The organism is Marivita sp. NO-S04, assembly GCF_059070475.1.
In genome coordinates this window covers 3,704,510-3,731,443 of record NZ_CM180980.1, presented here as the reverse complement: position 1 = coordinate 3,731,443, position 26,934 = coordinate 3,704,510, and the positions used below count along the sequence as shown (strand labels likewise).

At 57.5% G+C, this 26,934-nt stretch carries 27 protein-coding genes; 20 read left to right on the top strand and 7 right to left on the bottom strand.

What is annotated here, in order from left to right:
* The first annotated feature begins 79 nt into the window (after positions 1-79).
* The 9 genes from hslO to ACK3EW_RS18855 all read left to right on the top strand — a co-directional run bounded on the left by hslO (position 80) and on the right by ACK3EW_RS18855 (position 11,077).
* Positions 80-1,069, top strand: a complete 990-nt coding sequence (gene hslO / locus ACK3EW_RS18895; protein WP_493807387.1) for an Hsp33 family molecular chaperone HslO — start codon at positions 80-82, stop codon at positions 1,067-1,069.
* The gene (locus ACK3EW_RS18890) at positions 1,062-1,658 is read left to right on the top strand and encodes a CoA pyrophosphatase (protein ID WP_493807386.1); all 597 of its coding nucleotides are present in this window, start codon (positions 1,062-1,064) and stop codon (positions 1,656-1,658) included. Before hslO ends, ACK3EW_RS18890 begins: the two co-directional genes overlap by 8 nt.
* A complete protein-coding gene (locus ACK3EW_RS18885) occupies positions 1,655-2,800 on the top strand; it encodes a CCA tRNA nucleotidyltransferase (protein WP_493807385.1) in 1,146 nt (381 codons plus the stop codon). Before ACK3EW_RS18890 ends, ACK3EW_RS18885 begins: the two co-directional genes overlap by 4 nt.
* 141 nt (positions 2,801-2,941) lie before the next feature.
* Positions 2,942-4,786: an ABC transporter ATP-binding protein gene (locus ACK3EW_RS18880; protein ID WP_493807384.1), complete on the top strand. Its 1,845-nt coding sequence runs from the start codon at positions 2,942-2,944 to the stop codon at positions 4,784-4,786.
* Positions 4,786-6,642: an ABC transporter ATP-binding protein gene (locus ACK3EW_RS18875; protein WP_493807383.1), complete on the top strand. Its 1,857-nt coding sequence runs from the start codon at positions 4,786-4,788 to the stop codon at positions 6,640-6,642. Before ACK3EW_RS18880 ends, ACK3EW_RS18875 begins: the two co-directional genes overlap by 1 nt.
* On the top strand, positions 6,639-8,468 hold the full coding sequence (locus tag ACK3EW_RS18870; RefSeq protein ID WP_493807382.1) for an ABC transporter ATP-binding protein: 1,830 nt from the start codon (positions 6,639-6,641) through the stop codon (positions 8,466-8,468). The genes ACK3EW_RS18875 and ACK3EW_RS18870 overlap by 4 nt, the downstream gene beginning before the upstream one ends.
* Positions 8,469-8,507: 39 nt before the next feature.
* Positions 8,508-9,728 (top strand): class I SAM-dependent RNA methyltransferase, encoded by a 1,221-nt coding sequence (locus ACK3EW_RS18865; RefSeq protein WP_493807381.1) that lies wholly within the window; start codon positions 8,508-8,510, stop codon positions 9,726-9,728.
* Between the two features lie 12 nt (positions 9,729-9,740).
* Complete coding sequence (locus ACK3EW_RS18860) at positions 9,741-10,505, top strand: ion transporter (RefSeq protein ID WP_493807380.1); 765 nt, start codon at positions 9,741-9,743, stop codon at positions 10,503-10,505.
* An 86-nt stretch (positions 10,506-10,591) separates the two neighbouring features.
* Positions 10,592-11,077 (top strand): L,D-transpeptidase family protein, encoded by a 486-nt coding sequence (locus ACK3EW_RS18855; protein WP_085627525.1) that lies wholly within the window; start codon positions 10,592-10,594, stop codon positions 11,075-11,077.
* Between the two features lie 65 nt (positions 11,078-11,142).
* On the opposite strand, the gene dalA is transcribed toward ACK3EW_RS18855, so the two are convergent.
* Positions 11,143-11,697 (bottom strand): divisome-associated lipoprotein DalA, encoded by a 555-nt coding sequence (gene dalA / locus ACK3EW_RS18850; protein WP_493807379.1) that lies wholly within the window; start codon positions 11,695-11,697, stop codon positions 11,143-11,145.
* 172 nt (positions 11,698-11,869) lie between these two features.
* On the opposite strand from dalA, the gene ACK3EW_RS18845 reads away from it, so the two are divergent.
* Both ACK3EW_RS18845 and ACK3EW_RS18840 read left to right on the top strand, forming a co-directional pair.
* A complete protein-coding gene (locus ACK3EW_RS18845; RefSeq protein ID WP_439119334.1) occupies positions 11,870-12,469 on the top strand; it encodes a L,D-transpeptidase in 600 nt (199 codons plus the stop codon).
* Positions 12,470-12,616: 147 nt separating this feature from the next.
* Positions 12,617-12,808, top strand: coding sequence for a ferrochelatase (locus ACK3EW_RS18840; RefSeq protein ID WP_439119333.1), 192 nt, complete (start codon positions 12,617-12,619; stop codon positions 12,806-12,808).
* Positions 12,809-12,890: 82 nt separating this feature from the next.
* Here ACK3EW_RS18840 and hemH read toward each other — a convergent pair whose 3' ends face one another.
* Complete coding sequence (gene hemH, locus ACK3EW_RS18835) at positions 12,891-13,955, bottom strand: ferrochelatase (RefSeq protein WP_085627528.1); 1,065 nt, start codon at positions 13,953-13,955, stop codon at positions 12,891-12,893.
* 56 nt (positions 13,956-14,011) lie between these two features.
* Positions 14,012-14,833: a methyltransferase domain-containing protein gene (locus ACK3EW_RS18830; RefSeq protein ID WP_493807378.1), complete on the bottom strand. Its 822-nt coding sequence runs from the start codon at positions 14,831-14,833 to the stop codon at positions 14,012-14,014.
* A 14-nt stretch (positions 14,834-14,847) separates the two neighbouring features.
* Here ACK3EW_RS18830 and ACK3EW_RS18825 point away from each other — a divergent pair, with 14 nt between their 5' ends.
* Genes ACK3EW_RS18825 through ACK3EW_RS18810 form a run of 4 tightly spaced genes read left to right on the top strand, consistent with a single transcriptional unit; the run spans position 14,848 to position 17,149 of the window.
* Positions 14,848-15,576, top strand: a complete 729-nt coding sequence (locus tag ACK3EW_RS18825; RefSeq protein WP_493807377.1) for a ComF family protein — start codon at positions 14,848-14,850, stop codon at positions 15,574-15,576.
* Positions 15,577-15,606: 30 nt separating this feature from the next.
* Positions 15,607-15,864 carry a glutaredoxin 3 gene (gene grxC / locus ACK3EW_RS18820; RefSeq protein ID WP_085627530.1) on the top strand — a complete coding sequence of 86 codons (258 nt, stop codon included), beginning with the start codon at positions 15,607-15,609 and terminating at the stop codon, positions 15,862-15,864.
* Positions 15,865-15,869: 5 nt separating this feature from the next.
* A complete protein-coding gene (locus ACK3EW_RS18815) occupies positions 15,870-16,700 on the top strand; it encodes a carbon-nitrogen hydrolase family protein (RefSeq protein ID WP_493809758.1) in 831 nt (276 codons plus the stop codon).
* Positions 16,700-17,149 carry a MarR family winged helix-turn-helix transcriptional regulator gene (locus tag ACK3EW_RS18810; RefSeq protein ID WP_085627531.1) on the top strand — a complete coding sequence of 150 codons (450 nt, stop codon included), beginning with the start codon at positions 16,700-16,702 and terminating at the stop codon, positions 17,147-17,149. The genes ACK3EW_RS18815 and ACK3EW_RS18810 overlap by 1 nt, the downstream gene beginning before the upstream one ends.
* 77 nt (positions 17,150-17,226) lie before the next feature.
* Here the strand turns inward: ACK3EW_RS18810 and ubiG are convergent, their stop codons facing one another.
* Positions 17,227-17,964 carry a bifunctional 2-polyprenyl-6-hydroxyphenol methylase/3-demethylubiquinol 3-O-methyltransferase UbiG gene (ubiG, locus tag ACK3EW_RS18805; protein WP_439119355.1) on the bottom strand — a complete coding sequence of 246 codons (738 nt, stop codon included), beginning with the start codon at positions 17,962-17,964 and terminating at the stop codon, positions 17,227-17,229.
* A 56-nt stretch (positions 17,965-18,020) separates the two neighbouring features.
* Here ubiG and pip point away from each other — a divergent pair, with 56 nt between their 5' ends.
* The 5 genes from pip (at position 18,021) to ACK3EW_RS18780 (ending at position 24,519) form a co-directional block, all read left to right on the top strand.
* Positions 18,021-18,992, top strand: a complete 972-nt coding sequence (pip, locus tag ACK3EW_RS18800) for a prolyl aminopeptidase (protein ID WP_085627532.1) — start codon at positions 18,021-18,023, stop codon at positions 18,990-18,992.
* Positions 18,993-19,074: 82 nt separating this feature from the next.
* Positions 19,075-20,070, top strand: a complete 996-nt coding sequence (locus ACK3EW_RS18795; protein ID WP_085627533.1) for an ABC transporter permease — start codon at positions 19,075-19,077, stop codon at positions 20,068-20,070.
* Positions 20,067-21,269, top strand: a complete 1,203-nt coding sequence (locus ACK3EW_RS18790) for an ABC transporter permease (protein ID WP_493807376.1) — start codon at positions 20,067-20,069, stop codon at positions 21,267-21,269. The genes ACK3EW_RS18795 and ACK3EW_RS18790 overlap by 4 nt, the downstream gene beginning before the upstream one ends.
* Complete coding sequence (locus ACK3EW_RS18785; protein WP_493807375.1) at positions 21,266-22,912, top strand: ABC transporter ATP-binding protein; 1,647 nt, start codon at positions 21,266-21,268, stop codon at positions 22,910-22,912. Before ACK3EW_RS18790 ends, ACK3EW_RS18785 begins: the two co-directional genes overlap by 4 nt.
* 62 nt (positions 22,913-22,974) lie before the next feature.
* Positions 22,975-24,519 carry an ABC transporter substrate-binding protein gene (locus ACK3EW_RS18780; RefSeq protein ID WP_439119326.1) on the top strand — a complete coding sequence of 515 codons (1,545 nt, stop codon included), beginning with the start codon at positions 22,975-22,977 and terminating at the stop codon, positions 24,517-24,519.
* A 73-nt stretch (positions 24,520-24,592) separates the two neighbouring features.
* Here ACK3EW_RS18780 and hslU read toward each other — a convergent pair whose 3' ends face one another.
* From hslU to trxA, 3 genes are all read right to left on the bottom strand, one after another.
* A complete protein-coding gene (gene hslU, locus ACK3EW_RS18775) occupies positions 24,593-25,900 on the bottom strand; it encodes an ATP-dependent protease ATPase subunit HslU (protein WP_493807374.1) in 1,308 nt (435 codons plus the stop codon).
* A 38-nt stretch (positions 25,901-25,938) separates the two neighbouring features.
* Complete coding sequence (gene hslV, locus ACK3EW_RS18770; protein WP_439119324.1) at positions 25,939-26,496, bottom strand: ATP-dependent protease subunit HslV; 558 nt, start codon at positions 26,494-26,496, stop codon at positions 25,939-25,941.
* Between the two features lie 114 nt (positions 26,497-26,610).
* Positions 26,611-26,931 carry a thioredoxin gene (trxA, locus tag ACK3EW_RS18765; RefSeq protein WP_085627538.1) on the bottom strand — a complete coding sequence of 107 codons (321 nt, stop codon included), beginning with the start codon at positions 26,929-26,931 and terminating at the stop codon, positions 26,611-26,613.
* Between the last annotated feature and the right edge of the window lie 3 nt (positions 26,932-26,934).

Here is a 26,934-nt window from a genome sequence, read left to right as displayed (position 1 = left end):
CCCTTCTGCCCCTTGGACCTGCCGGATCGTCCCTTATATAGTCCCGAACATGCCGGAGGGCGGCAAGCAAGGAAATTCCATGACACTCGGATCGAAAATCGCTTGGGACGACACCGTCCTGCCATTTCAACTTGACCGTTCGGACATCCGTGGCCGTGTGGCCCGTTTGGACGGGGTGTTGAGCGGTATTCTCAAGCAGCACAACTATCCCGCCCCGGTCGAGGCGCTGGTTGCCGAGATGGCTTTGCTGACCGCGTTGATCGGGCAGACGATCAAGCTGCGTTGGAAGCTATCTTTGCAGATCCAGTCCAAGGGTGCGGTGCGCATGATCGCGACAGACTTTTATGCACCTGAGGCCGAAGGTGAGCCCGCGCGCATCCGCGCATATGCCAGCTTTGATCCCGACCGGATTACAGACGGACCTGCGATGGAGCAGATCGGAAACGGGTATTTTGCGATCCTGATGGATCAGGGTAAGGGCATGCAGCCCTATCAGGGGATCACGCCGCTGACAGGAACTACCTTGTCCAGTTGTGCCGAAGCGTACTTTGCCCAATCCGAGCAGCTGCCAACGAAATTCTCGTTGAGTTTTGGCCAGTCCACCGAACCCGGTGTTCCGCAGCACTGGCGCGCGGGTGGGATCATGATCCAACACATGCCTAAGGCATCGCCGTTTGCCACCGATGGCGGGTCGGGAGAAGGCGGTCTGCTGCATGCCGACGATCTGTTGGATGAGGATGAGGGCGAACACTGGAACCGAGCGAACCTTCACTTGGCGACGGTCGAGGACATGGAGCTGATCGGACCATCGCTTCCGGCGACGGACCTCTTGTTCCGCCTCTTTCACGAAGAAGGCCCGCGCGTGTTCGATGCGTTGCCAGTGCGCTTTGGCTGTACCTGTTCCGAAGACCGTGTACGTCAAAGCCTGTCGATCTATTCGGCCAAGGACATCGCAACGATGACCACTGAAGAGGGGCGGGTGACTGCGGACTGCCAGTTCTGTGGCGCCCATTATGACCTCGACCCGGCGACCGTAGGTTTCGAGGCAAAAGAGGTGTCGGGTGAATGACCGCTCGCGGCTTGAATCGGCGCTGCAACAGAACAGCACAGCGTCGTCTGACTTCGACCTGAACCCCGACGTGGTTCTTCCGGTGGGGCGCAAATTGCGCCCCGCTGGTGTTTTGGTGCCAGTGATTGTAGGCGCTCAGGGCAGCGAAGTTCTTCTCACCAAGCGATCGTCGCGGCTTAAACACCATCCCGGCCAGATCGCCTTTCCCGGTGGCAAACAAGACGAAGGGGACGCGGATGTCATCGCTGCAGCATTGCGCGAGGCCGAAGAAGAAGTGGGCTTGCCAAAGACCCATGTGGAGGTTCTTGGCACTCTTCCGACCCATGAAACGGTAACGGGCTTTCTTGTGACGCCGGTGGTTGGCTGGATCGAACGCGGTTTCGTTGAGTTGCCTGAACCCGGTGAGGTGGCCGAGGTGTTTCGTGTGCCTTTGGCCCACGTAACAGACGCTGGGCTTTATACCATTCAATCCCGGCGTTGGCGTGGCACACGTCGACACTACTACACCGTTCCGTTTGGCCCGTACTACATTTGGGGGGCGACAGCACGTATCCTGCGTGGGCTGGCCCAACGGATGGAGGCAGTATGAAGGTTACGGGCGACTGGTTAACAGCAGGTGGTACACAGGCGGTCTTTGCCGCGTTGCAAGCTGAAGGGCACAGCGCTTTTGCCGTTGGCGGGTGCGTGCGCAATGCGTTGATGGGTGTCGCTGTGACGGATGTGGACATCGCTACGGACGCGAACCCTGAAACCGTACAGGCGCTTGCAAAAGCGGCGGGCCTCAAATCAGTGCCGACTGGGATCGAGCATGGTACAATCACTGTTGTGGCCGAGGGAACCGGGTACGAGGTTACCACGTTTCGCGCCGATACCGAAACCGATGGACGGCATGCGGTTGTCCGGTTCTCCACCGATATGAGGGAAGATGCGGCGCGGCGCGATTTCACCATGAATGCGCTTTATGCGGATGCTGCCGGGCTGGTGGTTGACCCCCTTGGGGGATTACCTGATCTCAAAGCGCGGCGGGTTCGGTTCATTGGCGAAGCGCAGGAGCGGATTGCAGAAGACTACCTTCGGATTTTGCGGTTCTTCAGGTTTGCCGCATGGTATGGCGATCCCGAACTCGGCTTTGATGAAGAGGCATTGGCAGCCATCGCGGACAGCCTTGACGGTTTAGCTGCCCTGTCGCGCGAGAGGATCGGCGCAGAGGTTATCAAGCTTCTGTCCGCGCCAGATCCGGCGCCTGCGGTCGGGTCGATGGAGCAGACCGGCGTTTTGCACGCTATTTTGCCCGGCAGCTCGACACGGGGATTGGCGCCTCTTGTTCACCTTGAACAGACAGCTTCTGTGACCTCGGATGCGATCCGCAGGCTTGCCGGTCTTGGGGTGTTTGGTAGCGACGGCTTGCGGTTGTCAAAAAAGCAGCAAAGGCGCCTTGAGCAGTATCAGAGTCTGATTTCGACGTCTGAGGGCCCCGCCGAACTGGGCTACCGGCATGGTGCTGACATGGCGCGGGATGTTGTGTTGTTGCGTGCTGCACTTTTCGAAATGCCGCTTGATGCAGATGCCTTGTCCGCTGCTGTGGTGGGATCACGGCAGAAATGTCCGGTCAAACCCGGAGACCTAATGCCTGACTATTCAGGTGCAGCGCTGGGCGAAAAACTGCGGGACATGGAAGATAAGTGGATCAAGTCGGGCTTCCGTCTGAGCAAATCCGATCTTCTGGCTTAGGCGGGTTTCCTCTAGAAAAAACCCGCGCTAAGGTTGCGATGTCATACGGACAATACCGAACATTGTTTTATCTGTCGCCATGGGCCTAACGCGCGTCAGCGTGGCTTCTGCCCGTCGCCTATTCCTTGAGGAGACCGTTCGGTGTTCCGCTTTTTCGAAAATCTCGTTGATCCATACGGTCCCTACGACGAAAAGGATACGCCTCCGTCGCGTCTTTTGCCGTTCATGTTGGACTATGCGCAGCCCTTCAAACGGATCTTTGTATACGCGACAATCATGTCAATCGTTGTTGCGTCTATCGAGATTGGCCTCATTTGGGCGATGGGTTGGGTGGTCGATATCCTTGCCGGAGATCCAACCGAGGTCTGGGAAGCCTACGGTGGATGGCTTATTGCTTTGGCAGTGTTCATCTTGTTGATCCGGCCTGCGCTGCAGGCGTTGGATGTGCTATTGTTGAACAATACGATCCTGCCGAATTTCGGCACGCTGATCCGGTGGCGGGCCCACAAGCATGTGCTGCGGCAATCTGTGGGTTGGTTCGAGAATGATTTTGCCGGGCGGATCGCGAACCGCATCATGCAGACGCCGCCAGCCGCCGGTGAAGCGGTCTTTCAGGTTTTCGATGCGATCACCTTTTCTCTGGCCTATGTGATTGGTGCGCTTGTTCTGTTGGGACAGGCGGACCCACGTTTGGCTATTCCTTTGGTTGGTTGGTTGTTCCTTTACGGGGCGTTGGTCATTTGGACGGTGAAACGGATTGGCCCTGCGTCTCAGGCTGCCTCTGATGCCCGGTCCGAGGTCACTGGCCGCGTGGTTGACAGTTACACGAACATCCATTCGGTCAAGATGTTTGCCCACAATGACACGGAACTGACCTACGCCAAGGACGCGATTGAGAACACGCGTCGCACGTTCCAGTACGAGATGCGGCTGTTCACCATTATGGACGTGGTGCTTGTTACTCTGAACGGTCTTCTGATCGTGGCCGTTGTCGGATGGGCTCTTTGGCTTTGGATGCAAGGGCAAGCCAGTGTCGGGGTGGTGGCTGCCGCTACCGCACTGACGCTGCGTCTGAACGCGATGACCGGTTGGATCATGTGGGCGCTGACCTCGTTCTTTCGCCAATTGGGGGTTGTGGCCGAAGGGATGGAAACCATTGCCCAGCCAATCACGTTGGTTGACCAGCCAAAAGCAAAGCCGCTTGATCTGAAAACAGGTAAAATCGAGATTCAGTCTCTATCACACCATTACGGGCGCGATACGGGTGGTCTTGACGCCATTGATCTGACCATCCACCCGGGCGAAAAAGTAGGCCTTATCGGGCGATCCGGCGCAGGTAAGTCGACTTTGGTCAAGCTTCTGCTTCGGTTCTACGACATTGAGCGCGGTCGGATCGTCATTGATGGGCAGGACATCGCGGGCGTCACACAAGACAGTCTGCGGCATGCGATCGGTATGGTGCAGCAGGACAGTTCCCTTTTGCACAGGTCCGTGCGGGACAATATTCTTTACGGTCGTCCCGATGCGACCGAGGCCGAGATGGTCGCCGCCGCCAAGCAAGCGCAGGCGCACGAGTTCATTCTCAACTTGCAAGATCCGCAGGGGCGTACGGGGTATGACGCGCAAGTCGGTGAACGTGGAGTCAAGCTTTCAGGCGGTCAGCGTCAGCGCGTGACACTGGCAAGGGTCATCCTGAAAAACGCGCCGATCCTGCTTTTGGACGAGGCGACCAGCGCGCTGGATTCCGAGGTGGAAGCGGTGATCCAGGATACGCTGTACGAGATGATGGAAGGCAAGACGGTAATCGCCATCGCGCACCGCCTGTCGACCATCGCGCATATGGATCGAATTCTGGTCATGGACCAAGGACGGATTGTCGAACAAGGCACACATGACGCGCTTTTGGCGAAAGGCGGGCTATATGCCGGGTTCTGGGCGCGCCAATCTGGTGGATTCCTTGATCCCGATACAAAGGCGGCGGAATAATGCGGCAGTTCTACCAAAACCTGGTCTTACGGGCAGGCAATCAGATTGACCCCGATGCACCGGCATTGGGCATGCCACCGATTCAGCTTCGGGCGTTCATGGCGTGGTGTCTCCGAGGGGGCTGGCGTGTTGTGTGGCTGGGCATCGCTATTTCGGTCTTGGCGGGATTGACCGAAGTTGTGTCGATGCAGCTGCTTGGGAATGTGGTGGATGCTGTAGCAACTACACCGTCCGAGTCGTTCCTGTCTGATCATGCCGGTTTGGTTGTTACTTGCATCTTTGTCCTCTTGGTTGCGCGGCCGTTGTTGTTCGGCGGTTTGGCTCTGACGCAGTCGGTGATGATTGGTCCAAATATCGGGATGCAGGTCATGGCTCGCATGTTCCGCTGGACCCTGGGCCAATCCGTCACCTTCTTTGACAATGATTTCGCGGGGCGTCTGGCACAAAAGAAGATGCAGGCGTCAAACTCTTTGACCGAGATCGTCATCGAAACGGTCAACGCGGTCACCTTTGGTCTGGCCACGGTACTGGGTACAGCTTTTCTTGTCGGTGCGGTCAGTCCGTGGATGATCCTCGCGCTGGTCCTTTGGTTTGCCGTCTATCTGGCCTTCCTGCGCGTCATGTTGCCGATCATCCGTAGCCGCTCTGCTGCTCGGGCAGAGGCAAAAGCGCAAGTCACCGGGCAGGTGGTCGACACGATCAGCAACATCAAAACGGTCAAGCTTTTTGCCGGGGATCAGCACGAGGATGGCAAAGCGCTTGGCGCCATGGAACATTTGCGCAGAACAGCCTTGCGGTTTGGCGAAGCTCAGACCCTGTTCCGCCTTGGATTGATGTTCATTGCTGGCGCGCTTCCGGTTGTGTTGGTGGGTATGGCCATCGCTATGCGCAGCACCGGCAACGTGACCCCCGGCGACATTGCAGCTGTTGGCGCTGTTGGGATTCGTCTTTCCCAAATGACGGGCTGGATCAGCTACACGATCATGGTGATCTACAGCCATGTGGGCGAAGTTGAGGACGGGATGAATACCTTGGCTCCGGCGCAACGTATCGAGGACGCACAGGGCGCATCGGATCTTGTGGTCACTGATGGACGTATCCAGTTCGACAGCGTGACATTCGCCTATGGCCAACGCGAAGGCGGGATCGACAATGTGACATTGGACATTGCGGCAGGTGAAAAACTTGCCGTTGTCGGTGCATCAGGTGCAGGGAAATCGACCCTCGTATCGCTGTTGTTGCGGCTCTATGACACCGAAAAAGGCCGAATCACGATTGATGGTCAGGATCTGTCGCAGGTGACGCAGGACAGCTTGCGACAGCAGATCGGTATGGTCACGCAGGAAACGGCGATGTTCAATCGGTCTGCGCTCGACAACATCCGTTATGGCCGACCGTCCGCCACAGAAGCCGAGGTCATACGTGCCGCTGAAAAGGCCGAAGCGCATGAGTTCATTCTGAGCCTTGAGGACAATCGCGGTCGCACTGGCTACGCAGTTCATCTGGGCGAGCGGGGCGTGAAGCTGTCTGGGGGACAGCGGCAGCGTATCGCTCTGGCGCGTGCCATTCTCAAGGACGCCCCGATCCTCGTGCTGGACGAGGCGACAAGTGCGCTTGATTCCGAGGTTGAAGCGCAGATCCAGTCGGCGTTGGAGCACGTGATGGAGGGCAAGACAGTGCTGGCCATCGCGCACCGTCTGTCGACGATTGCGAGCATGGACCGGATCATTGTCATGGATGCTGGGCGTATTGCCGAAGTGGGCACGCATGACGCGCTCTTGGCCAAAGATGGGCTTTATGCGCGCTACTGGGATCGGCAATCGGGCGGGTTCATTGGCGCACAGGCGGCGGAATGAACCTTGTCGCGCGTTTGATCCGCCCGTTCGACCCGGCAGAAGGCCCGCCGCCACAGGCGATCCTCCCCTTCATGCGCTGGGCACTGCGGGGCGCTGAACGCGCCATCCTGCTTGCCTTTGCCGTGACGTTTGTCACCGGCATATCCGAGCTTGTGGCGGCGCGGTTTACTGGCTGGGTGATCGACCAGACGGCGATCGTTGAGCAGGGCGCGTTCTGGGAAACCTTCTGGCCTGTGGTCGTTGTGGGTGTGGCGTTTTTTCTTGTGATCCGCCCGCTGATCTTTGTCATGGATGCCGGAGTGACCAGCATTCTGCTGGGGCCGAACCTGTACCCAATGGTCCTTGCCCGTTTGAACCAGCATACGCTGGGACACTCGATGCAGTTTTTCGAAAACGATTTCGCCGGGCGTTTGAGCCAGAAAGCGCTTCAGACCGCACGGGCGCTGACTGATCTGGTGATCGAAGTATCCGATGTCGTGGTCTATTCGGTCGCGATGTTCATCGGAGCTTTCATTCTGATGTTGATGATCGACGCGCGGTTATTGCTGGTGTTTGTCGTTTGGGCTGTCTTCTACGCAGCTGCATTGCGGTATTTCATCCCCCGCGTTCAAAAGCGGTCCAAAGCGCGGGCCGGAGCAAGAACTCAGGTTACGGGGCAGGTGGTGGACATCTATTCCAACATCGCCGCGGTCAAACTTTTCGCCCGTGATGCGGATGAAGACAGCGCAACCCGCGCCGCCTTGGATGCATATCGGGATCGGTCGCTTGAGTTTGGAACTTTGTCGGCTGTCTTTCGAATGGTCCTGATGACGTTAGGTGGCGTCTTGCCGCTGTTTGCCATTCTTGGCGCCTTGTGGCTCTGGAGTGCGGGCAGCGCGACTGCGGGCGATATCGCGATGACCGCGATGATCACAACTCGCCTGTCTATGCTGACCAACCGTCTGGGGCGGGTCGCCATGTCGATCTTTACCAATATCGGCGAGGTTGAGGACGGGATCGGCACGCTGACACCCGAGCATGGAATCACCGATCGCCCAAACGCGCAGAGCATTGTTCCCCAGGGTGCAATTCGCTTCGACGCCGTGTCCTTTGGCTATGGACGCGCGACACAAGCCCTGACCGATTTTGATCTCACGATAAGGGAGGGTGAGAGAGTAGCCCTTGTTGGCGCGTCGGGTGCCGGGAAATCCACGGTCGTGTCTTTGCTATTGCGGCTCTATGACGTGGAAACGGGGCGCATCACTCTGGGCGGGACGGATATTCGTGACGTGACACAGATTGCTCTTCGCACGGATATCTCGATCGTGCGTCAGGAAACGTCGATGTTCAACCGCTCCGCCATGGAAAACATCCGATATGGCAGGCCTGAGGCCTCGGAAGAAGAGGTGTTCGAGGCGGCACGTCGCGCATCTGCGCATTCATTCATTCTGGGCCTGACTGATCACCGGGGCCGCACCGGCTATGCCGCGCATCTGGGCGAACGGGGGGTCAAGCTGTCAGGTGGTCAAAGACAGCGAATCGCGTTGGCGCGCGCCATTCTCAAGGACGCTCCGATCCTTGTGCTGGATGAGGCGACAAGTGCTTTGGATTCCGAGGTCGAAGCCGAGATTCAGTCAGCGCTCGAACAGGTGATGCAGGGAAAGACCGTACTGGCGATTGCACACCGCCTGTCGACCATCGCAAGCATGGACCGGATTGTCGTGATGGATGACGGGGGGATCGTCGAAGTGGGCACACATGACGCGCTTTTGGCGAAAGGCGGGCTCTATGTCCGGTACTGGGATCGGCAATCCGGAGGATTTATCGGGACCGAGGCTGCCGAATAGCCCTCGACCAATGGCATCGGCTGGGGCAAAAGCCGCAGCATGACAACGGTCAAGATAAAACGATTGGGGCATTTGGGCGACGGCATTGCCGACGGTCCCATTTACGTGGCTGGTGCACTGCCTGGCGAAGTGGTGAGCGGCACGCTGGACGGCGAGCATCTGCGTGATCCCAAAATCGACACTCCCTCCGATATGCGCGTGAAACCGCCTTGCAGCCACGCAAAATCCTGTGGTGGCTGTCAGTTGCAGCACGCATCCGATGCCTTTGTGGCAGACTGGAAACGTGACGTGGTGCGTCAGGCGTTGGCGGCTCACGGAATTGCCATTGATCTTGAGCTGCCAAACACCTCACCTCAGCAGTCGCGTCGCAGGGCGGCTTTTTCGGTTCGGCGGACCAAGAAAGGCGCGTTGGCCGGGTTTCATGTGAAAAGCTCGGATACCATCATTTCGGTTCCCAAGTGCCAGCTTGTGCACCCAGACCTGACTGCGGCTTTGCCAATGCTCGAGGCGCTGGGCATTCTGGGGGCCTCGCGCAAGGGTGAATTGTCTGTTCTGGTCACGCGCACGGATACCGGGCTGGATGTTGCCGTGACCGGCGGCAAAGAGATGGATCTGGATCTGCACCAAGCCTTGTCCGACTTGGCACGAGAGTACGATCTTGCCCGCATTACATGGGATGACGAGATCGCACTGCAACGCCGCGCACCTGTGCTTCGCCTTGGTCCCGCTGATATCACACCGCCACCCGGCGCGTTTCTGCAGGCAACCAAAGACGGCGAAACGGCACTGATTGATGCCGTTAAGCAGGCTCTATTCGGCGCAAAGCGCGTGATCGATCTGTTTGCCGGATGCGGAACTTTCGCGCTTCCGCTTGCCAAGGACGCCATGGTGCATGCCGTTGAAGGCGAACGCGAGATGATCCGCGCTCTTGATCACGGTTGGCGGAATGCAGATGGTTTGAAGCGCATCACACATGAGGTGCGCGATCTGTTCCGAAACCCGTTGCAGCCCGAAGAGCTTGCCAAGTGCGATGCTGTGGTCATCGACCCGCCGCGCGCCGGAGCTGCTTCACAGGTGGCGGAGCTGGCACAGTCGAAGGTTCCCAGGATTGCGCATGTTTCGTGCAATCCCGCGACTTTTGCGCGGGACACCGCCACATTGATCAGGGCGGGCTATGACCTTGAATGGGTGAAGGTGGTTGATCAATTCCGCTGGTCCACCCATGTGGAACTGGTGGCGCTTCTGCGCCGAAATAGCTGACGAGGCAGGGTAATGCGGAACAAGGTAGCAGCGTTTCTTGAACAGGCTTGGGTGACGAATTTCATCATCGGAGTCATCCTGTTCAATGCTGTTTTGTTGGGTTTAGAGACGTCAGATGCGGTCATGGCAACCGCCGGTCCGCTGATTCTCGCGCTCGACAGCCTGTGCCTGGCCGTCTTTGTCCTTGAGATTGGGCTCAAGCTTTTTGCCCACGGTTGGCGGTTTTTCAAAAGTGGCTGGAACATCTTTGATTTTGTGATCGTCGGCATTGCGCTTGTTCCGGCGACGCAAGGGTTCTCGGTATTGCGGGCGCTGCGGATCCTGCGGGTGCTGCGGGTGATATCAGCAACACCGCGTCTGCGTAGGGTGGTCGAAGGGTTCATCACGGCATTGCCCGGCATGGGAAGCGTGTTTCTGTTGATGGCGCTGATTTTCTACATCGGGGCCGTGATGGCCACCAAGCTGTTCAGCGATTCTTTCCCTGAATGGTTCGGGGATCTGGGTCGGTCGGCCTATTCGTTGTTCCAGATCATGACTCTTGAGTCTTGGTCGATGGGTATTGTGCGTCCAGTGATGGAGGTATTCCCTTGGGCTTGGGCGTTTTTCGTGCCGTTCATCATGGTCACGACATTCGCGGTGGTGAACCTGCTTGTCGGTTTGATCGTGAACTCCATGCAGGATGCGCATGCCGAGGAATCGAACGAAAAGACTGACGCATACCGCGATCAGGTGCTTGCCCGGCTCGAGGCCATCGAAAAGCGGCTGGATCAGCGCTGATCCGCCGATATAGACTCATGCTTTCGTTTTCCTGTCGATCCGATTGTCTGGTACACTGACAAAAAACAAATCGGGCAGTGTTTCCAATGTTTAGACTCTTGTGTCTTCTGGCGCTTCTTCTGGGTGTGACAGCCTGTGGGAAGTTTCCCACCTATACCGGGCCCGAGGTGACTCGGATCGTTGTGCAGAAGGCGGATCGCAAGATGTACCTGCTGCACCATAACGCGGTGCTGAAATCCTATGACATCGGACTTGGTTTCGCGCCCGAAGGGCACAAGCAGATCGAGGGTGACGGTCGGACGCCCGAAGGCGAGTATTTGATCGACCGCCGTAATCCCAACAGCAGCTTTTACCTGTCCATCGGTATTGATTATCCAAGACCGCATGACGTTGCCGCAGCGCGGGCTATGGGTAAATCACCTGGTGGCGACATTTTTATCCACGGGCGTCCGTGGAAAAATCGGAAGGGTGGTCGCGACTGGACATGGGGTTGTATCGCGGTGACCAACAGGGAAATGCGCGAGATCTATTCGATGGTTAAGAACGGCACGCCGATTACCATTAATCCGTGATATTGGGGCAGTGATGCTGACCCAATGTTTCGCACGCGAAACAATGGGTCCGACGCGGACCTATATCACGATGGGGCGTTCACTGGTGTGAAACCAATCTCGTCGGGCGTGCCCAACACGAGGTTCCACCAGATTTTGCCATTTGGTTCCTGAAACCACGAGAAGCCCATTTCGCGGGCGGACGCATCCAGAATGACGGTGCGCGTGTTCGGCGCTTCCATCCATGCCCCTAGCGTTTCAAGCTCGGTTTCATAGGTTTCAGAGATCGCTTCGCCCACAAGACGGCCGGAATATCCCGCGCGCTGAATGCGTGTGATCGGGGACGATCCATCGGAACCGAAATGCCACGGACGGTTCTGGATGCTCATGTCGCGGGCATGCGTTGCCGCTGCGGCGTTCAGTCTGGCGTTCAGTTCGAGAGCAGGTGCACCGGAAGCCTGACGCAGAGCGTTGATGGCGTCGAGCATGCGAAACTGGATACGACCCGTATCGGTCGACCGGATTCGATAAAGTTTTGGAAGCGGTTTTCCATCCGGGCCCAATGTCGGCGTGGGTGGTGCTCCTGCGCAGGCGGTCAGAGCCAGTGCAGCTGCACCCAAGAGAAATGTCGAACGCTTCATCATCAGCCACCCAAGTTTGGTCGCCCCCGGGCTTAGCCCTTGTGATGGGGAGGAGCAAACACACAAAGCCGAGATTTGCCGATATGACATTCCTTTGAATTGCGACTGAGGCATTCACGCCATATATGATAGACAAGTTTCTATAACCTTTTGCTGACGAAGAGGCCATGAAATGGCAAATACTCCGCGTTTTTCCCTGAACCGCCGTCATTTTCTTGCCGGGACCGCTGCGCTTGTTGCGTCACCGGCTGTCGCGCAAGACGTCAATGACGGCTCTACGGTTGAGATCGAGCGTGATCTGTCTCAGGCCGTACGGCGCAATGTTTCGAGCTTTCGGACGCTCGATTGGCAGCCGTATTTTAGCAACCTGAGCAACGGCGCGATCCTTGTAGATATCGATTCGCGCGCGCTGCACTACTGGGAAGAGAACGGGAATTACCGTCTTTACCCGTCATCGGTGCCGCTGACCGAGGACCTGACACGTCGCGGCCGGACACAGGTGACGTTCAAGGATCCCGAACCTGACTGGCGCCCGACGCCGTCGATGAAGATCCGCAACCCGGAATGGCCGGATTACGTCGGGCCGGGTCCAGACAATCCCCTTGGTACACGCGCTTTGCACCTGAGCTGGACGTATTATCGCATCCACGGAACGCATGACACACGCAAGATCGGACGTCGTTCTTCGAACGGCTGCATCGGGCTTTACAACGAGCATATCGAAGAACTTTACGAATTGGCGAAAGTTGGCACGCAGGTGTTGCTAATTTGACGACATGGCGGTGAAGCAGGAAAGTCGTGCGATAAGATAGGTTTGCATTTGGCACGATATACTGGTTAGAGAGTCTTACGAGGTAAGTCTTGGGTGCCTGTCGTGTGATGCTATTGCGCGCCGACATGCAAATATCTGGAGGTTAATATGAAGAAACTCGTTCTCGCCGCTGCGTTCGCTGGTGCTGCTTCGACAGCAATGGCCGGTTCCTACGCAAAAAACGACGTGATGATGGAGCCGGTAGTTGTGGTTGAAGAAGCCGCAGCAAGCTCCTCGTCCGCAGGTCTCATCATCCCGCTGGTCGTTATCGCCCTGCTGGCTGCTGCAGCTGCTGACTAATCCACGTCGGATTGTCTAAACGAAAAAGGCGGTGCACGTGCACCGCCTTTTTTTTGTTGTGTGGCAGGTGGCAAGACTGTGATCAGTCAAGCCAACCATTCAGATTCTCTTCGATCACTGCAGACAGTGCCGCGATATGGGCATCGTCATCATTGAGGCACGGGATATAGGTGAAATGCTCCCCACCCGCCTCTTCAAAGCTTTCCTTGATCTCTTCGTTGATTTCTTCCAGCGTTTCGATGCAGTCGGCTGAAAATGCAGGCGCACAGACAGCAATGTTCTTCTTGCCGTCCTCCTCGGCCAAACGCGCGACCTCTTCCACGGTGTAGGGCTTGAGCCATTCTTCTGGGCCGAATTTCGACTGGAAGGTCGTCTTTATCTCGGAATCTTCCCAGCCCAGGCGTTCCTTCAGGAGGCGTGTCGTTTTCTGGCACTGGCAATGGTAGGGATCACCTTCCATCAGGTAGCGCTTGGGCACGCCGTGATAGGAGCAAACAAGGATATCGGGTCGTTTCTCAAGCTTGTCGTAGGCGCGTTCGATGGATTGCGCCAAGGCTTCGATATACATCGGGTGCTGATAATAGGGATCGACCGTGCGCGCGGTGGGTTGCCACTTTTCATCCATCAGGGCGCGGAAGAACTGGTCGTTCGCGGTCGCTGATGTGGCGCCTGCATAGTGCGGATAGAGCGGGAAAAACAGGATCTTGCGGCAGCCGGCCTCGACCATCGCGCGGACTTTGGATTTTGTGGATGGGTTGCCATAGCGCATGCAGAAATCGACCATGACCTGATCGCCGTAGCGATCCTGCATCGACTTGGTGATTTTGGCTGTCTGATCCTTGGTGATTGTCATCAACGGGCTTTCGCCCTGATCTTCGTTCCAGATCGACTTATAGGCTTCGCCCGAGCTGAAGGGTCGCTTGGTCAGGATGATCAATTGCAGCAGCGGTTGCCACAGCCAAGGGCTGTAGTCGATCACGCGGCGGTCCGACAGGAACTCGTTGAGATATCGGCGCATTGGCCAGTACGAGTAGTGATCGGGCGTGCCAAGATTGGCCAGAAGAATCCCGACACGTTCCGCAGACACCTTGGGGTGGTCTGTCGGGGCGTGGGTCGGGCGTTGAGCTGTTTTTGTCGCGTCCAACATCGGGCCTGCATCCTTAACTTCGTTTAGCGGGCTAACTAACCTCTATACCGGTCAGGTCAATCTTTGAGCGGTGTTTCCACCGTGTTCAATGCGTCGGCCAGCCGTTGCGCCGCAGATCCGGGTCGCAAAGGCTGCGGTTGAGAGGAATCGGGGGACCAACCGGTGAGGGTGATCAGTTCGAAAGTCGCTGTGATCCGGCCTGCGTCGTCGGAGTAGGCCTCTGCGTAAAGCTCCATTGCGCGCATGAATACGTTCTTGCGTGTCGCGCGTCTGAGTCGGGAAGTCATGGCATTGGTTTCGCCCATTGCGCGCAGATCGTGCATCAGGTGCAGAGGCGTTGCATAGCTGGTTCTGAGAACGGCACTGTCGGCGACAGGCAAGGCCAGACCCGCACGCTGCAACAGGGCACCCAGATCGCGAATCTCTCCCATCGGGGCGATGCGGGGGGACAACCCGCCAGTGATCTCAATTTCGGCCTGTCCAAGAGCTGCCCGCAATTCGTGAAGTGTTTGCCCCCCAAGTGCCACCACGAGCAGCAAGCCATCGGGTTTCAGGGCGCGACGACATTGGATGAGTTGTCCGACAGGATCATTCGCCCAATGCAAAGTCATCGCATGCACGATAAGATCATGTGCGGATTCTGTTAGGTCGAGAATGTCGTCATCAGAGACGAGATGCGCACTAGGGAAGGCACTTTCCCAAAGGTCGGGGAAAGGTGTCACGATGGCTGGTGCCGTACAGGATTTATTAACCAATGCGAGCCGATCCTGCACATCGGCAAGCGCCTCTTGATGCAGAAAAAGCGCCGGGGATCTCCGTGCGCGGTCACGATGACGCGCCAAGGCAAGCCGGTCGGTTAGAGCGGGAATTTCAGACATGAACGGCAGATAGGATGCTGCGGACTGGATTGCAAACCGCACTGCGCATGATTTACCCGCCGCGCTGTCTTGGCTGCGGTGGGCTGGTCGATCAGGATCACGGCCTTTGTGCGACCTGTTTCGCTGAGACACCCTTTATCACAGGTCTGGTCTGCGATTTGTGTGGCATCACGTTGCCCGGTAACTCCGACATCGCGGTGCATTGCGACGATTGCTTGTCTATTGGACGCCCTTGGTCTCAAGGCCGCGCACCGTTGCGATACGAAGGTGTGGCCCGCAAGCTGGTTCTTGGGCTCAAACATGGGGATCGGCACGAGATCGTGGGTATGGCTGCAGATTGGATGGTGGGCGCCTGCCCGCCTGATGTGCCCAAGGATGCCATCGTGCTTCCCGTCCCTTTGCATCTTTTTCGACTGGTTTCACGTCGGTACAACCAATCTGCACTTCTGGCTCAGGCGATGGCCAATCGGATGGGTCTTGAGTTTTGCCCGGACAGTCTTGTCCGGCAGCGGCGCACCGTTTCACTTGACGGAAAGTCGCGGGATGCGCGCTTTTCAGAGTTGTCAGATGCCATCGCTGTTCGATCCAGCAAGGCGGGGCAGCTTCGAAATCGCCCGATTTTGCTGGTGGATGACGTGATGACGTCTGGTGCCACCGTGGCTGCCGGTGCACAGGCCTGTCATGATGCACAGTCCCGAGAGATTTATGTCGCGGTTCTGGCACGCGTTGCAAAGGGAGCTTAAATCCCTGACAAACACTTAAGGGGATACACAATGCCACAGATTGAAATCTACACTTCACCGCTTTGCGGGTTCTGCCACGCGGCCAAGAGGCTTTTGACCCAAAAGGGCGCGACTTTCACCGAGATCGACGTGCTTGCTAATCCGGATCGCAAGCCCGAGATGATCCAGCGCGCCAATGGGGGTCGAACCGTTCCGCAGATTTTCATAGGGGAAACCCATGTCGGCGGGTGCGATGATCTCTATGCACTGGACAGGACGGGCAAGCTCGATCCGCTGCTGGCAGCCTGATGCCCATGCGCGCCGCGTTGCTTCAACTGACATCCTCGGATGACCCAGCTGCCAATCTACAGGTCACCGCTGGACTGGTCCGCGCCGCGGCCAAGGATGGCGCAGAGTTCATCCTCACGCCAGAAGTGACCAATTGTATCAGCAACAGCCGCAGTCATCAGCGCAGCGTTCTGATGCATCAAGAAGACGACCCGACACTTGCTGGCTTGCGGAACGAGGCCGCGCATTTGGGTGTCTGGATTCTGATCGGTTCGCTAGCGCTCAAGGCCGAGCCGCCGGAAGAGAGATTTGCGAACCGATCTTTTCTGATCGCGCCTGATGGTTCGATTGCTGCTCAATATGACAAGCTGCATATGTTCGACGTGCAGGTTACGGAAACCGAGACGTTTCGTGAATCGGCAGGTTTTGCGCCGGGCAATCGTGCGGTGTTGGCCAAGACGCCCTTTGGCACTGTTGGCCTGACGGTATGCTATGACGTGCGCTTTCCCAGCCTTCACCGCGCTTTGGCACAGGCAGGAGCAGATATCCTGACGGTGCCTGCTGCATTTTCTCCGGCTACTGGGCCAATGCACTGGGAGCCGTTGTTGCGTGCTCGGGCGATCGAAACCGGGTGTTTCGTCCTTGCACCGGCGCAGGTTGGACAGCATTCGGTCAGCACGGGCAAACCCCGCACAACACATGGGCATTCGCTTGCGGTTTCGCCTTGGGGCGAGGTGCTTTTGGATGCGGGGCAACAGCCAGGGGTGCATCTTGTTGACCTCGATATGACCCACGTGGCACAAGCACGACATAAAATTCCGTCTTTACAGCATGATAGAGAATTCTCTGGTCCTTGATGAATGACAGCAGCCCCCTTGCCATTTCGCTTTTCAGCGAATTGCTGACCGCAGACCAGTTGCTGCGGAACCGGCTGACGCGCGTTTTGCCAAACAAAATGGAAATTTCGCATTTCTCGGTGTTGAATCAATTGGCGCGGGGCGGGTCCGAGAAAACACCTGCGCAACTGGCCAAGACCTTTCACGTGACGCGAGGCGCAATGACCAACACCTTGGGCAAGCTTGAGGCTGCGGGATATGTACACATTCGTCCAGATTGGGATGATGCGCGCCGCAAGCAAGTGTCGATCAGCCCTGCCGGTCTGTCGGCGCGGGATGCTGCCATTGCGGCGATCACGCCACTGATCAACGAGATGGTCAAGGAACTGGGCGAGACCAAGGTGCGTGCGGCAATCCCTGTGCTGCGCGAGTTGCGTGTGAAGCTCGAGGAGCCGGACAGTCGAAGTTAGGCTCTAAGGCCCTTCGAAGGGCCTTGGGCGCGGTGTTTCAGAACCACGTCGTAAGCGTGTTTGAACACGCTTGACCGTCACGCTGGGTTCAGCGCCGTGGTCACATAGTTCACGCTGAGGTCGCGGTCGGACAGGCGCCACTTCCATGATACCGGGTTGAATTGAAATCCTTTGCGGTCCACGGGGTCGAGCCCGGCTTGCCGCAGCATGCCGTACAATTCGTCGGGCGTGATGAACTTTGCCCAGTCATGTGTCCCTTTTGGAAGCCAGCGCATGATGAATTCGGCCCCGACGATGGCTGCACCAAAGCTCTTGGCGGTGCGATTGAGCGTCGAACACACGTGAAGCCCACCGGGTTTCAACAAGCGCTGGCACGCCGCAAGAAAGACAAGCGGATCAGCGACGTGCTCTACCACTTCCATTGTCAGAACCACGTCGAACTCTTCGTGTGATTCTGCGACAGCTTCGGCCGTGGTGTGGCGGTAGTCGATCGTCAGCCCGGATTGTTTTGCGTGAGCCTGCGCCACAGGGATATTACTGCCTCCTGCATCAATACCCACAACGGTCGCACCCAGCCGCGCCATGGGTTCGCACAACAGACCCCCGCCACAACCAATATCCAGTATGTGCAGTCCTGCAAATGGCTTGGCCTGTGCGAGGTCTCGGTCGAATTCCACGGCAATCTGTGCAGTGATATAATCTAGCCGAACAGGGTTCATCATGTGCAGGGGCTTGAACTTGCCGTTCGGATCCCACCATTCAGCAGCCATCGCTTCGAACTTGGCGATTTCAGACGGATCGACGGTTGTCGTCATGGTCACGAGACATTTCCCCATGGTCTTTTGGTAATTGCTGCCAATATAGAGTGGGTATGGACAAATTCCCGAGCCAAAAGCGCGCAGTGCAGTATCTTTACCCACCCATTGACCCCTTCGACCAGCGCATGTTGTCGGTGGGGGAGGGTCACAGCGTTTATATGGAACAATGCGGCGCTGAAGACGGCATTCCTGTGATTGTCCTTCACGGAGGGCCCGGTGGTGGCTGCAGCCCGTCGATGCGGCGTTATTTCGACCCCAAGGTGTACCGCGTCGTTCTGTTTGATCAGCGCGGCTGCGGGCGGTCGCGGCCACATGCCAGCGTCAGCAACAACACGACATGGGATCTTGTCGCCGATATCGAACTGATCCGCGAAACGCTGGGTATTGACCAGTTTATCGTCTTTGGCGGCAGTTGGGGAGCAACGCTTGCCCTTGTTTACGGGATCAGCCACCCGGACCGTGTGCGCCATCTGGTTCTGCGCGGTGTGTTCACGATGACCAAGGCCGAGTTGGACTGGTTCTATGGCGGGGGCGCTGGGCAATTCTGGCCCGAAACCTGGGCGCGTTTTGTCGACATGATCCCCGAGGACGAACGAGATGATTTGATTGCGGCGTATCACCGAAGGCTCTTTTGTGGAGACCTGCGCACCGAAACCCGGTTTGCACGGGCATGGTCGGCTTGGGAGAACGCGCTGGCCTCGGTCTATTCCAGCGGATCGGGCAGCGAGTCTCCTGGTGATTACGCACGGGCCTTTGCGCGATTGGAGAACCATTACTTCATCAACAATGGCTTTCTTCAAGAAGACGGTTGGATTCTGAACAACATGGACCGTCTTTCAGGCATTCCTGGCGCGATCGTTCAAGGCCGGTACGACATGATCTGCCCCCCGGTTCGGGCATGGGAATTGGCGCGGGCTTGGCCCGAGTGCGACCTGCGCATGGTCCGCAATGCCGGTCATGCCTTGTCTGAACCGGGTATCAGTGCCGAATTGGTAAGAATTATGGACGGAATCTCAACATCTTAGCATTTGATTGCTATTAGATGTTTACACAAGGCCCGCTCTTGTTAACGTATGCAAACGACGGGAACCAAGGTTAAGCCACAAGTTGCAATCTGTCTTTCGCATCATTCTTCAGCGGCTTGCGCTCGGGTTGCTCACGCTTTTCGTCGTGTCCATCGTCATATTCACAGCTGTCAACATGCTGCCGGGCGACTTTGCGCAGGCGATTCTAGGGCAGGGCGCAACGCCGGATGCGGTGGAAGCGATCCGCCGCGACCTTGGCCTCGATCAGCCGCCGATCACGCGCTATTTCCAATGGCTTGGTAGCGCGGTGCAGGGCGATTTAGGCAATTCCTTTGCGCAAGCGAACTTTGCCAGTTTTGTTGGCGCGGACAGCGGCGTGCGCACCACCGTCGCGCAGCAGATCGCGCCGCGTTTTGCCAACACCATGTTCCTTGCCGCGGTCACCGCCTGCATCGCTGTTCCGGTTTCGCTTGTGTTGGGCATTCTCGCCGCGCTGTTCCGCAATTCGGTCTTTGACCGCGCGACCAATGTCACCACACTGACCTCAATCTCGTCGCCCGAGTTCTTTCTGGCCTACGTGTTGATCCTGTTTCTTGCTGTGCTGAACCCGGTGCTCCCATCATTGTCCAATATCTTTGAGGGCATGTCGTTCGGAGAGCGGCTGGAAAAAACGCTGTTGCCCGCTTTGACGCTGACGCTTGTTGTGACTGCGCACATGATGCGGATGACGCGGGCTGCGATCATAAACCTTCTGGCCTCGCCTTATATCGAGATGGCGCGGCTCAAGGGGATGTCGCCGATGCGGGTGATCGTGAAGCACGCATTGCCCAACGCCCTTGCGCCAATCATCAATGTCGTGGCGCTCAATCTTGCTTACCTCATCACCGGGGTGGTCGTGGTCGAAGTGGTCTTCGTCTACCCCGGCATCGGTCAGCTGTTCGTGGACAGTGTGAAAATCCGTGACATTCCAGTGGTGCAGGCCTGCTGCCTGATCTTTGCCGCTGCCTACATCCTGCTGAATCTGACGGCGGACATCATGTCAATTCTGTCCAACCCACGTCTGAGGCATCCGAAATGAGCACGCTTCTGACATTGGCTCTGATCCTACTGGGTGTTGCGGCAGGTGGCTGGGTGTTACGGTTTGCCGGTCAAAAGGCCACTGGCAACGCGCCCATGTTCCGCGACATGCCATACGCTGTTGCTTTTGGATATGTGCTGGGCGCGTGTCTTTTGATCTTTTCCGTTTGGTACTTCTTTCAGCCCACCGTCACAGAGGCAGGCGTTCCGAATGCCGGTGTCGTGTTCTTTAGATGGGCTGTTCAGTTTTTCATACTTTCTGCGATTGCCGCCTTCCTGTTTCGGGCACTGGGTCGAACTGTGGGCACGCGAGGAAGCAAGAAGCTGTTTCGCCAAATGCCGTTGACCGCCAGTTTTGGCGTGCTTGTGGTCATCCTATACGCCTTTACTGCAATTTTTGCGGCGTGGCTGGCGCCACATGGACAAGAGGCGATCTTTGCCAAGGTCAACGTTCTGCCCGGCGGTAATGCGGCCACCGGTGGTGATCCATTGTTCCCATTGGGCACCGATCAGATCGGACGTGACCTGCTCAGCCGTCTGATCTACGGCGCGCAGAACACCGTCGGGATTGCCTTTGTCACGACCTGTCTTGCGTTTTTCCTGGGTGGAACCCTCGGGTTTCTTGCGGCCACCCTTCAAGGCTGGCTGGATCAGGTTCTGAGCCGTGCCGTTGACGTTCTGATGGCGATCCCGTCGCTGATCTTTGCTCTGCTCCTGATGACCATCGCAAGCGCATGGGCCGGGTCAGAGCGGTGGCTGCTGACGGTCTATATGATCCTCATCATTGCTGTGATCGACAGCACGCGTGTGTTCCGATTGGCACGGGCAGTGGGCCTTAACATCGTGGTGATGGATTATATCGAAGCAGCCAAGCTGCGGGGTGAGGGACTTGGTTACCTGATCTTCAAGGAAATCCTGCCCAACGCGACGGCCCCGCTGCTTGCGGAGTTTGGTCTGCGGTTCTGCTTTGTCTTCCTGACGATCGCCTCGCTGTCCTTCCTTGGTGTCGGCATCCAGCCGCCGTTGGCCGACTGGGGCACGATGGTGCGCGACTCGGCTCAGTTCATCAACTTCGCGGCCTTCTCGCCGCTGACTGCTGCGTTGCCGTTGCTGGCGGCCGGGGCGATTGCGTTGTTGACGGTCGGCGTCAACTTCGTGGTGGACTGGATGCTTCACAGAAGTTCGGGGCTCAAGGAATGAGTGCGCTTGTGGAAATCCGCGATCTTTGGATCGAAGGGCGCAGTGACGAAACTTGGTCGCCAATCATCAATGGTGCGAGCCTATCTTTGAAAAAGGGCGAGGTTCTTGGCCTGATCGGCGAATCCGGTGCGGGCAAGTCGACACTAGGTCTTGCTGCGATGGGATTTACCCGCGATGGCGTGCGTATTTCCAAAGGGTCGGTCATGTTCGACGGCATCGACCTAATCACGGCCTCTGCCGCCAAAAAGCGTGAGCTTCTGGGCAAACGCATTGCCTATGTGGCGCAATCCGCCGCAGCCAGCTTTAATCCCGCGCACAAGCTGATTGAGCAGCACACCGAAGGTCCAGTGCAGCACGGGGTCATGTCGCGTTCTGACAGTGTTAAGGACGGGATCGAGTTGTACCGTCGTCTGCGCCTGCCCAACCCAGAAGAAATCGGTTTCCGCTATCCGCACCAAGTGTCCGGCGGTCAGCTTCAGCGGGCAATGACGGCGATGGCGATGTCCTGCCGTCCCGACCTGATCATCTTCGACGAACCGACCACGGCGCTGGATGTGACAACGCAGATCGAAGTGCTGGCGTCCATCCGCGATATTGTCGAGCAGTTCGATACCGCCGCGATCTATATCACCCACGATCTGGCCGTGGTTGCCCAGATGGCGGATCGGATCAAGGTGCTGCTCAAGGGGGATGAGGTGGAAGAGGCGGATACCCGCACGATGCTTGCCCATCCCAAGGAAGAGTACACGAAAAGCCTCTGGGCCGTCCGCGCATTTGAACGTCCTCAGAAACCTGCGGTGCATACAAGGGCCACGCCTGTTGTGTCCGTTCAGAACGTATCCGCCGCCTATGGCAAGATTCCCGTTCTGCACAATGTCAGCTTTGACATCCACGAAGGGCGCACCGTTGCGGTGGTGGGTGAATCCGGGTCCGGTAAGTCGACAACGGCGCGGTCCATCACGGGGCTGTTGCCGCCGACGCAAGGCGTGATCGAGTTTGACGGAAAGGCGTTGCCGGCGAATTACAAGAGCCGCAACAAGGATCAGTTGCGGCAAGCGCAGATGATCTACCAGATGGCGGATACGGCGCTGAACCCGCGCACCACCATCGGCGATATCATCGGACGACCGGTGCAGTTTTACATGGGTCTTACCGGCAAGCAGAAACGTCGTCGCGTGGAAGAGCTGCTGGAAGAAATCGAAATGCCTGCTGCGCAGTACATTGATCGTTTGCCGTCCGAGCTTTCCGGTGGTCAGAAACAGCGTATCGGCATTGCCCGCGCTCTTGCCGCCGAGCCAAAGTTCATCATTTGTGACGAGGTCACCAGCGCGTTGGATCAGCTTGTGGCCGAGGGTATTTTGAAACTTCTGGCGCGCCTTCAGGATGATCTTAAGCTCAGCTACATGTTCATCACCCACGATCTTGCGACGGTCAAAGCCATCGCCGACGAAGTGGTTGTGATGAAAGAAGGAAAAGTGGTGGAGCAGGGGCCGAAACAAGAGATGTTCGTGCCACCGCACCATCCTTATACGGACTTATTGCTCAGTTCGGTGCCAGAAATGGACGCGGATTGGCTTACGAATCTACTCAATGAACGTGGAGTTGATAACATCGGCGATGCAGCCGTTGATAAGATGTCATGAGAATCGGTCCATGAAGGACCATCAGGCGGCCAAAGACCGCTCATAATCACAGGGAGACGATGATGACTCGCATTTCAAGACGTGGACTACTCCGAACCGGTGCTGCCGCCGGTGTATTGGCAGCCAGCGGCCTGCCGTTGTTTGCTCAGGCAAAGCGTGGCGGTCGGCTTCGTGTTGGTCTGAACGGTGCCAACACTTCGGACAGCTGGGATGGTCGGACCCATTCCGACCTTTACATGATCGCCTCTGCGCAGGGTGCGGTGTTCGACAGCCTGACCGAAGTGGCGGCAGACGGTTCTTTGATCGGCGAACTTGCGACCGATTGGGAAGCGACGCCCGACGCAAAGACATGGACGTTCAACCTGCGTCAGGGTGTGACCTTCCACAACGGTAAGGCATTTGGCGCGGACGACGTGCTCGAGTCGCTGCAACTGCACGTGGCTGAAGGCGCGAAATCCGCGGCGCAGCCGATTGTTGCGGCGATCAGCGAGATGAAGAAAACCGGCGAGCATCAGGTTCAGTTTACGCTGGAAGCGGGCAACGCCGACTTCCCTTACCTGATGTCCGACTATCACCTGCTGATGTACCCGGCAGGCCAGATCGAAGAGGCGATTGCCAAGGGCATCGGCACGGGCCTTTACGCCGTGACCTCGTTCGAACCGGGTGTTCGCATGACGGCCAAGCGGGTGGACAGCCACTACAAGGGCGACAGCGCCGGTTTCTTTGACGAGATCGAGTATATCGCGATCAACGATTCCACAGCGCGCATGAACGCCCTGATGACGGGTCAGGTGGATGCAATCAACCGGATCGACTTCAAGACCGAGGCGCTGCTTAAGGCGAACCCGATGATCCGTATTCAGGAAGTGACGGGCAACCAGCACTACACCTTCCCGATGCTGACGAAGGTTGACCCGTTCACCGACGTGAACGTCCGCCGCGCGCTCAAGTACGGTATCAACCGTCAGGAATTGGTGGACAAGATCCTGTTGGGTCACGGCATGGCCGCGAACGATACCCCGATTGGTCCCGCCAACCAGTATTTCCATTCTGAAATGGAACCGCTGACCTACGATCTCGACAAGGCCAAGTTCTACCTCAAGGAAGCGGGCCTGACAGAGCTCAACATCGACCTCAACGTGTCGGATGCGGCGTTCAACGGTGCTGTCGACTCCGCACAGCTCTATCAAGCGTCAGCAAAGGGCGCTGGCATCAACATCAACGTGGTGCAGGAACCGGCCGATGGCTACTGGTCGAACGTCTGGCTGAAAAAGCCGTTCTGCGCGTCCTACTTCTCGGGCCGTGCGACTGAGGATTGGATGTTCGCGACAGCCTACGAAGCCGGTGTGCCGTGGAACGACAGCCAGTGGGATCATCCACGCTTCCAGGAGCTGCTGCTGACGGCGCGTGCGGAACTGGACAGCAACAAGCGTCGCGAGATGTATTTCGAGATGCAGCAGATCCTGCGTGACGATGGTGGCGTTATTATCCCGATGTTCGCCAACTATGTGCAGGCTTTGTCGACCAAGATCGCAACGTCCGACACGGTGGGCAACCTCTGGCAGATGGACAATGGCCGGATGGCCGAGCGGTGGTGGATGGCGTAAGCGCCGCTGCCCTGAAACAAGAAAGCCCCGCCGATTTGGCGGGGCTTTTTTTGTCAAAGCATCATTGTGGTCACTAAAGGACGTAGCGGCTCAGATCGGTGGATTTGGTCAACTCGCCCAGATGCTTCTCGACGAATTCAGCGTTGACGACCACTTGGTCACCTGACCTGTCAGGCGCTTCAAAGCTTAGGTCTTCGAACACGCGCTCCATCACGGTGTAAAGCCGCCGCGCGCCGATGTTTTCGATGGATTGGTTCACATCTGCAGCGATCTTGGCCAGGGCTGCGATGCCATCTTCCGTGAAGCTGACAGCTACTTCCTCGGTCGCCATAAGCGCCGTGTATTGCAGGGTCAGAGCGTTGTCAGTCTCTGTCAGGATGCGCACGAAGTCTTCTTCGGTCAGTGCACGCAGGTTCACACGGATCGGCAACCGGCCCTGCAATTCAGGCAAAAGGTCCGATGGTTTGGCGATGTGAAAGGCGCCCGAGGCGATGAACAGGATGTGGTCGGTTTTGACCGGACCGTGTTTGGTGCTGACAGTCGTGCCTTCGATCAACGGCAGCAGATCGCGCTGCACACCTTCTCGGCTCACGTCACCGCCACGGGTTTCCTGCCGTGCTGCGACCTTGTCGATCTCGTCAAGGAACACGATCCCATTCTGTTCGACCGCTTCCAGCGCCAAAGTCTTGACCTGTTCGTCATCCAGCAACTTGTCCGCTTCTTCTGCGATCAGGATTTCGTAGCTCTCTGCGACAGTTAAGCGCTTGCGAGTGGTGCGCCCAGCGAAGGCTTTGCCGAACAGATCCCCGAGGTTCATCATGCCGCCGCCCATGTTAGGCTGACTGGGGATGTCCATCGTCGGGAACGGACTGGAGGTGTCCTGAAGTTCAAGTTCGATCATCGTATCGTCGAGCAAGCCATCCTTGAGCTTCTTGCGGAACATCTCCCGCGTGCCTTCCCGCGCACCCTCGCCGGCGATGGCTTCGATGACACGCTCTTCTGCTGCCTCATGGGCTTTGGCTTTTACGTCTTCGCGCATGTGGTCGCGGGTCATCGCGATGGCCGCATCCACCAGATCGCGGATGATCTGTTCCACGTCGCGCCCAACGTAACCCACCTCCGTGAACTTGGTGGCTTCGACCTTGATAAACGGAGCCTTGGCCAGCTTGGCCAGACGACGGCTGATTTCCGTCTTGCCGACGCCCGTCGGCCCGATCATCAGGATATTTTTTGGGTAAACCTCTTCGCGAAGATCATCGCTCAGTTGCTTGCGCCGCCAGCGATTTCGCAAGGCTACGGCCACGGCACGCTTGGCATCGTTCTGGCCAATGATGAAACGGTCCAGTTCCGACACGATTTCGCGGGGGGTAAGGTCGGTCATTAAGGTGTCCTATTCAGCTACGGGAGAGAAACAGCGGTTTACCCGCTGATCGTCTCAACCGTCAGGTTGCCATTGGTGTAAACGCAGATATCGGCTGCGATCGCCATGGCTTCACGTGCGATCTGTTCTGCGTCCTTGTCCGTGTTCATGAGCGCGCGGCCCGCGGCCAAGGCGTAGTTCCCGCCTGATCCAATTGCGGTCACGTCGTGTTCAGGTTCGAGCACATCGCCCGCGCCGGTGATGACATAAAGGTCCTTACCATCGGAGACGATCAGCATCGCCTCAAGCTTTTGCAAATACTTGTCGGTGCGCCAATCTTTTGCCAATTCAACACTGGCGCGCTGCAGTTGGCCGGGGGTTGCCTCTAGTTTGGTTTCAAGCCGTTCCAGCAAGGTAAAGGCATCGGCAGTGGACCCCGCGAACCCGGCCACCACATCATAGCCTCCGGGAGAAATGCGGCGCACTTTGCGCGCGGTTCCCTTGATTACGGTCTGGCCGAGGCTGACCTGTCCGTCACCTGCGATCACCACCTTGCCGCCCTTGCGAACGCCGATGATTGTGGTGCCGTGCCAGCCGGGGAAGTCGTTGTCAGCCATGTCTCGTCCTTTTCGCTTTGTCCCGATATGGGCTGAACGGTCATTCCACACAAGCCCCGCAACGCAAAACGCCCGGCGCTAGGGGCCGGGCGTTTCCGATAAAACGTTGAAAGATCAGATGCTTTCGTCGATCCAACCCTTAAGGGCCGCCTTGGGCGCAGCACCAGTCTTGTTGGACACAACCTGACCATCCTTGAAGATGAACAGCGACGGAATGCCCCGAACGCCCATCGCGGCGGCCGAGTTAGGATTGCTGTCGACATCGACCTTGGCGATCTTGACGGCATCGCCGTATTCGGCGGCCAGCTCTTCAAGCGCTGGGCCGATCTGCTTACACGGGCCACACCATTCGGCCCAGAAGTCCACGACTACGGGAACACTGGAATTCTTGACTTCGGCATCGAAGGTTTCATCGGTCACGGCGACGGTGGGCATTGG

Excerpts from the sequence above, each read along its gene's own strand:
- hslO (WP_493807387.1), top strand. The coding sequence starts at position 80 with ATGACACTCGGATCGAAAATCGCTTGGGACGACACCGTCCTGCCATTT.
- ACK3EW_RS18885 (WP_493807385.1), top strand. The coding sequence starts at position 1,655 with ATGAAGGTTACGGGCGACTGGTTAACAGCAGGTGGTACACAGGCGGTC.
- ACK3EW_RS18875 (WP_493807383.1), top strand. The coding sequence starts at position 4,786 with ATGCGGCAGTTCTACCAAAACCTGGTCTTACGGGCAGGCAATCAGATT.
- ACK3EW_RS18870 (WP_493807382.1), top strand. The coding sequence starts at position 6,639 with ATGAACCTTGTCGCGCGTTTGATCCGCCCGTTCGACCCGGCAGAAGGC.
- ACK3EW_RS18865 (WP_493807381.1), top strand. The coding sequence starts at position 8,508 with ATGACAACGGTCAAGATAAAACGATTGGGGCATTTGGGCGACGGCATT.
- ACK3EW_RS18860 (WP_493807380.1), top strand. The coding sequence starts at position 9,741 with ATGCGGAACAAGGTAGCAGCGTTTCTTGAACAGGCTTGGGTGACGAAT.
- ACK3EW_RS18855 (WP_085627525.1), top strand. The coding sequence starts at position 10,592 with ATGTTTAGACTCTTGTGTCTTCTGGCGCTTCTTCTGGGTGTGACAGCC.
- dalA (WP_493807379.1), bottom strand. The coding sequence starts at position 11,697 with ATGAAGCGTTCGACATTTCTCTTGGGTGCAGCTGCACTGGCTCTGACC.
- ACK3EW_RS18845 (WP_439119334.1), top strand. The coding sequence starts at position 11,870 with ATGGCAAATACTCCGCGTTTTTCCCTGAACCGCCGTCATTTTCTTGCC.
- ACK3EW_RS18840 (WP_439119333.1), top strand. The coding sequence starts at position 12,617 with ATGAAGAAACTCGTTCTCGCCGCTGCGTTCGCTGGTGCTGCTTCGACA.
- hemH (WP_085627528.1), bottom strand. The coding sequence starts at position 13,955 with ATGTTGGACGCGACAAAAACAGCTCAACGCCCGACCCACGCCCCGACA.
- ACK3EW_RS18830 (WP_493807378.1), bottom strand. The coding sequence starts at position 14,833 with ATGTCTGAAATTCCCGCTCTAACCGACCGGCTTGCCTTGGCGCGTCAT.
- ACK3EW_RS18825 (WP_493807377.1), top strand. The coding sequence starts at position 14,848 with ATGCTGCGGACTGGATTGCAAACCGCACTGCGCATGATTTACCCGCCG.
- grxC (WP_085627530.1), top strand. The coding sequence starts at position 15,607 with ATGCCACAGATTGAAATCTACACTTCACCGCTTTGCGGGTTCTGCCAC.
- ACK3EW_RS18815 (WP_493809758.1), top strand. The coding sequence starts at position 15,870 with ATGCGCGCCGCGTTGCTTCAACTGACATCCTCGGATGACCCAGCTGCC.
- ACK3EW_RS18810 (WP_085627531.1), top strand. The coding sequence starts at position 16,700 with ATGAATGACAGCAGCCCCCTTGCCATTTCGCTTTTCAGCGAATTGCTG.
- ubiG (WP_439119355.1), bottom strand. The coding sequence starts at position 17,964 with ATGACGACAACCGTCGATCCGTCTGAAATCGCCAAGTTCGAAGCGATG.
- pip (WP_085627532.1), top strand. The coding sequence starts at position 18,021 with ATGGACAAATTCCCGAGCCAAAAGCGCGCAGTGCAGTATCTTTACCCA.
- ACK3EW_RS18790 (WP_493807376.1), top strand. The coding sequence starts at position 20,067 with ATGAGCACGCTTCTGACATTGGCTCTGATCCTACTGGGTGTTGCGGCA.
- ACK3EW_RS18785 (WP_493807375.1), top strand. The coding sequence starts at position 21,266 with ATGAGTGCGCTTGTGGAAATCCGCGATCTTTGGATCGAAGGGCGCAGT.
- ACK3EW_RS18780 (WP_439119326.1), top strand. The coding sequence starts at position 22,975 with ATGACTCGCATTTCAAGACGTGGACTACTCCGAACCGGTGCTGCCGCC.
- hslU (WP_493807374.1), bottom strand. The coding sequence starts at position 25,900 with ATGACCGACCTTACCCCCCGCGAAATCGTGTCGGAACTGGACCGTTTC.
- hslV (WP_439119324.1), bottom strand. The coding sequence starts at position 26,496 with ATGGCTGACAACGACTTCCCCGGCTGGCACGGCACCACAATCATCGGC.
- trxA (WP_085627538.1), bottom strand. The coding sequence starts at position 26,931 with ATGCCCACCGTCGCCGTGACCGATGAAACCTTCGATGCCGAAGTCAAG.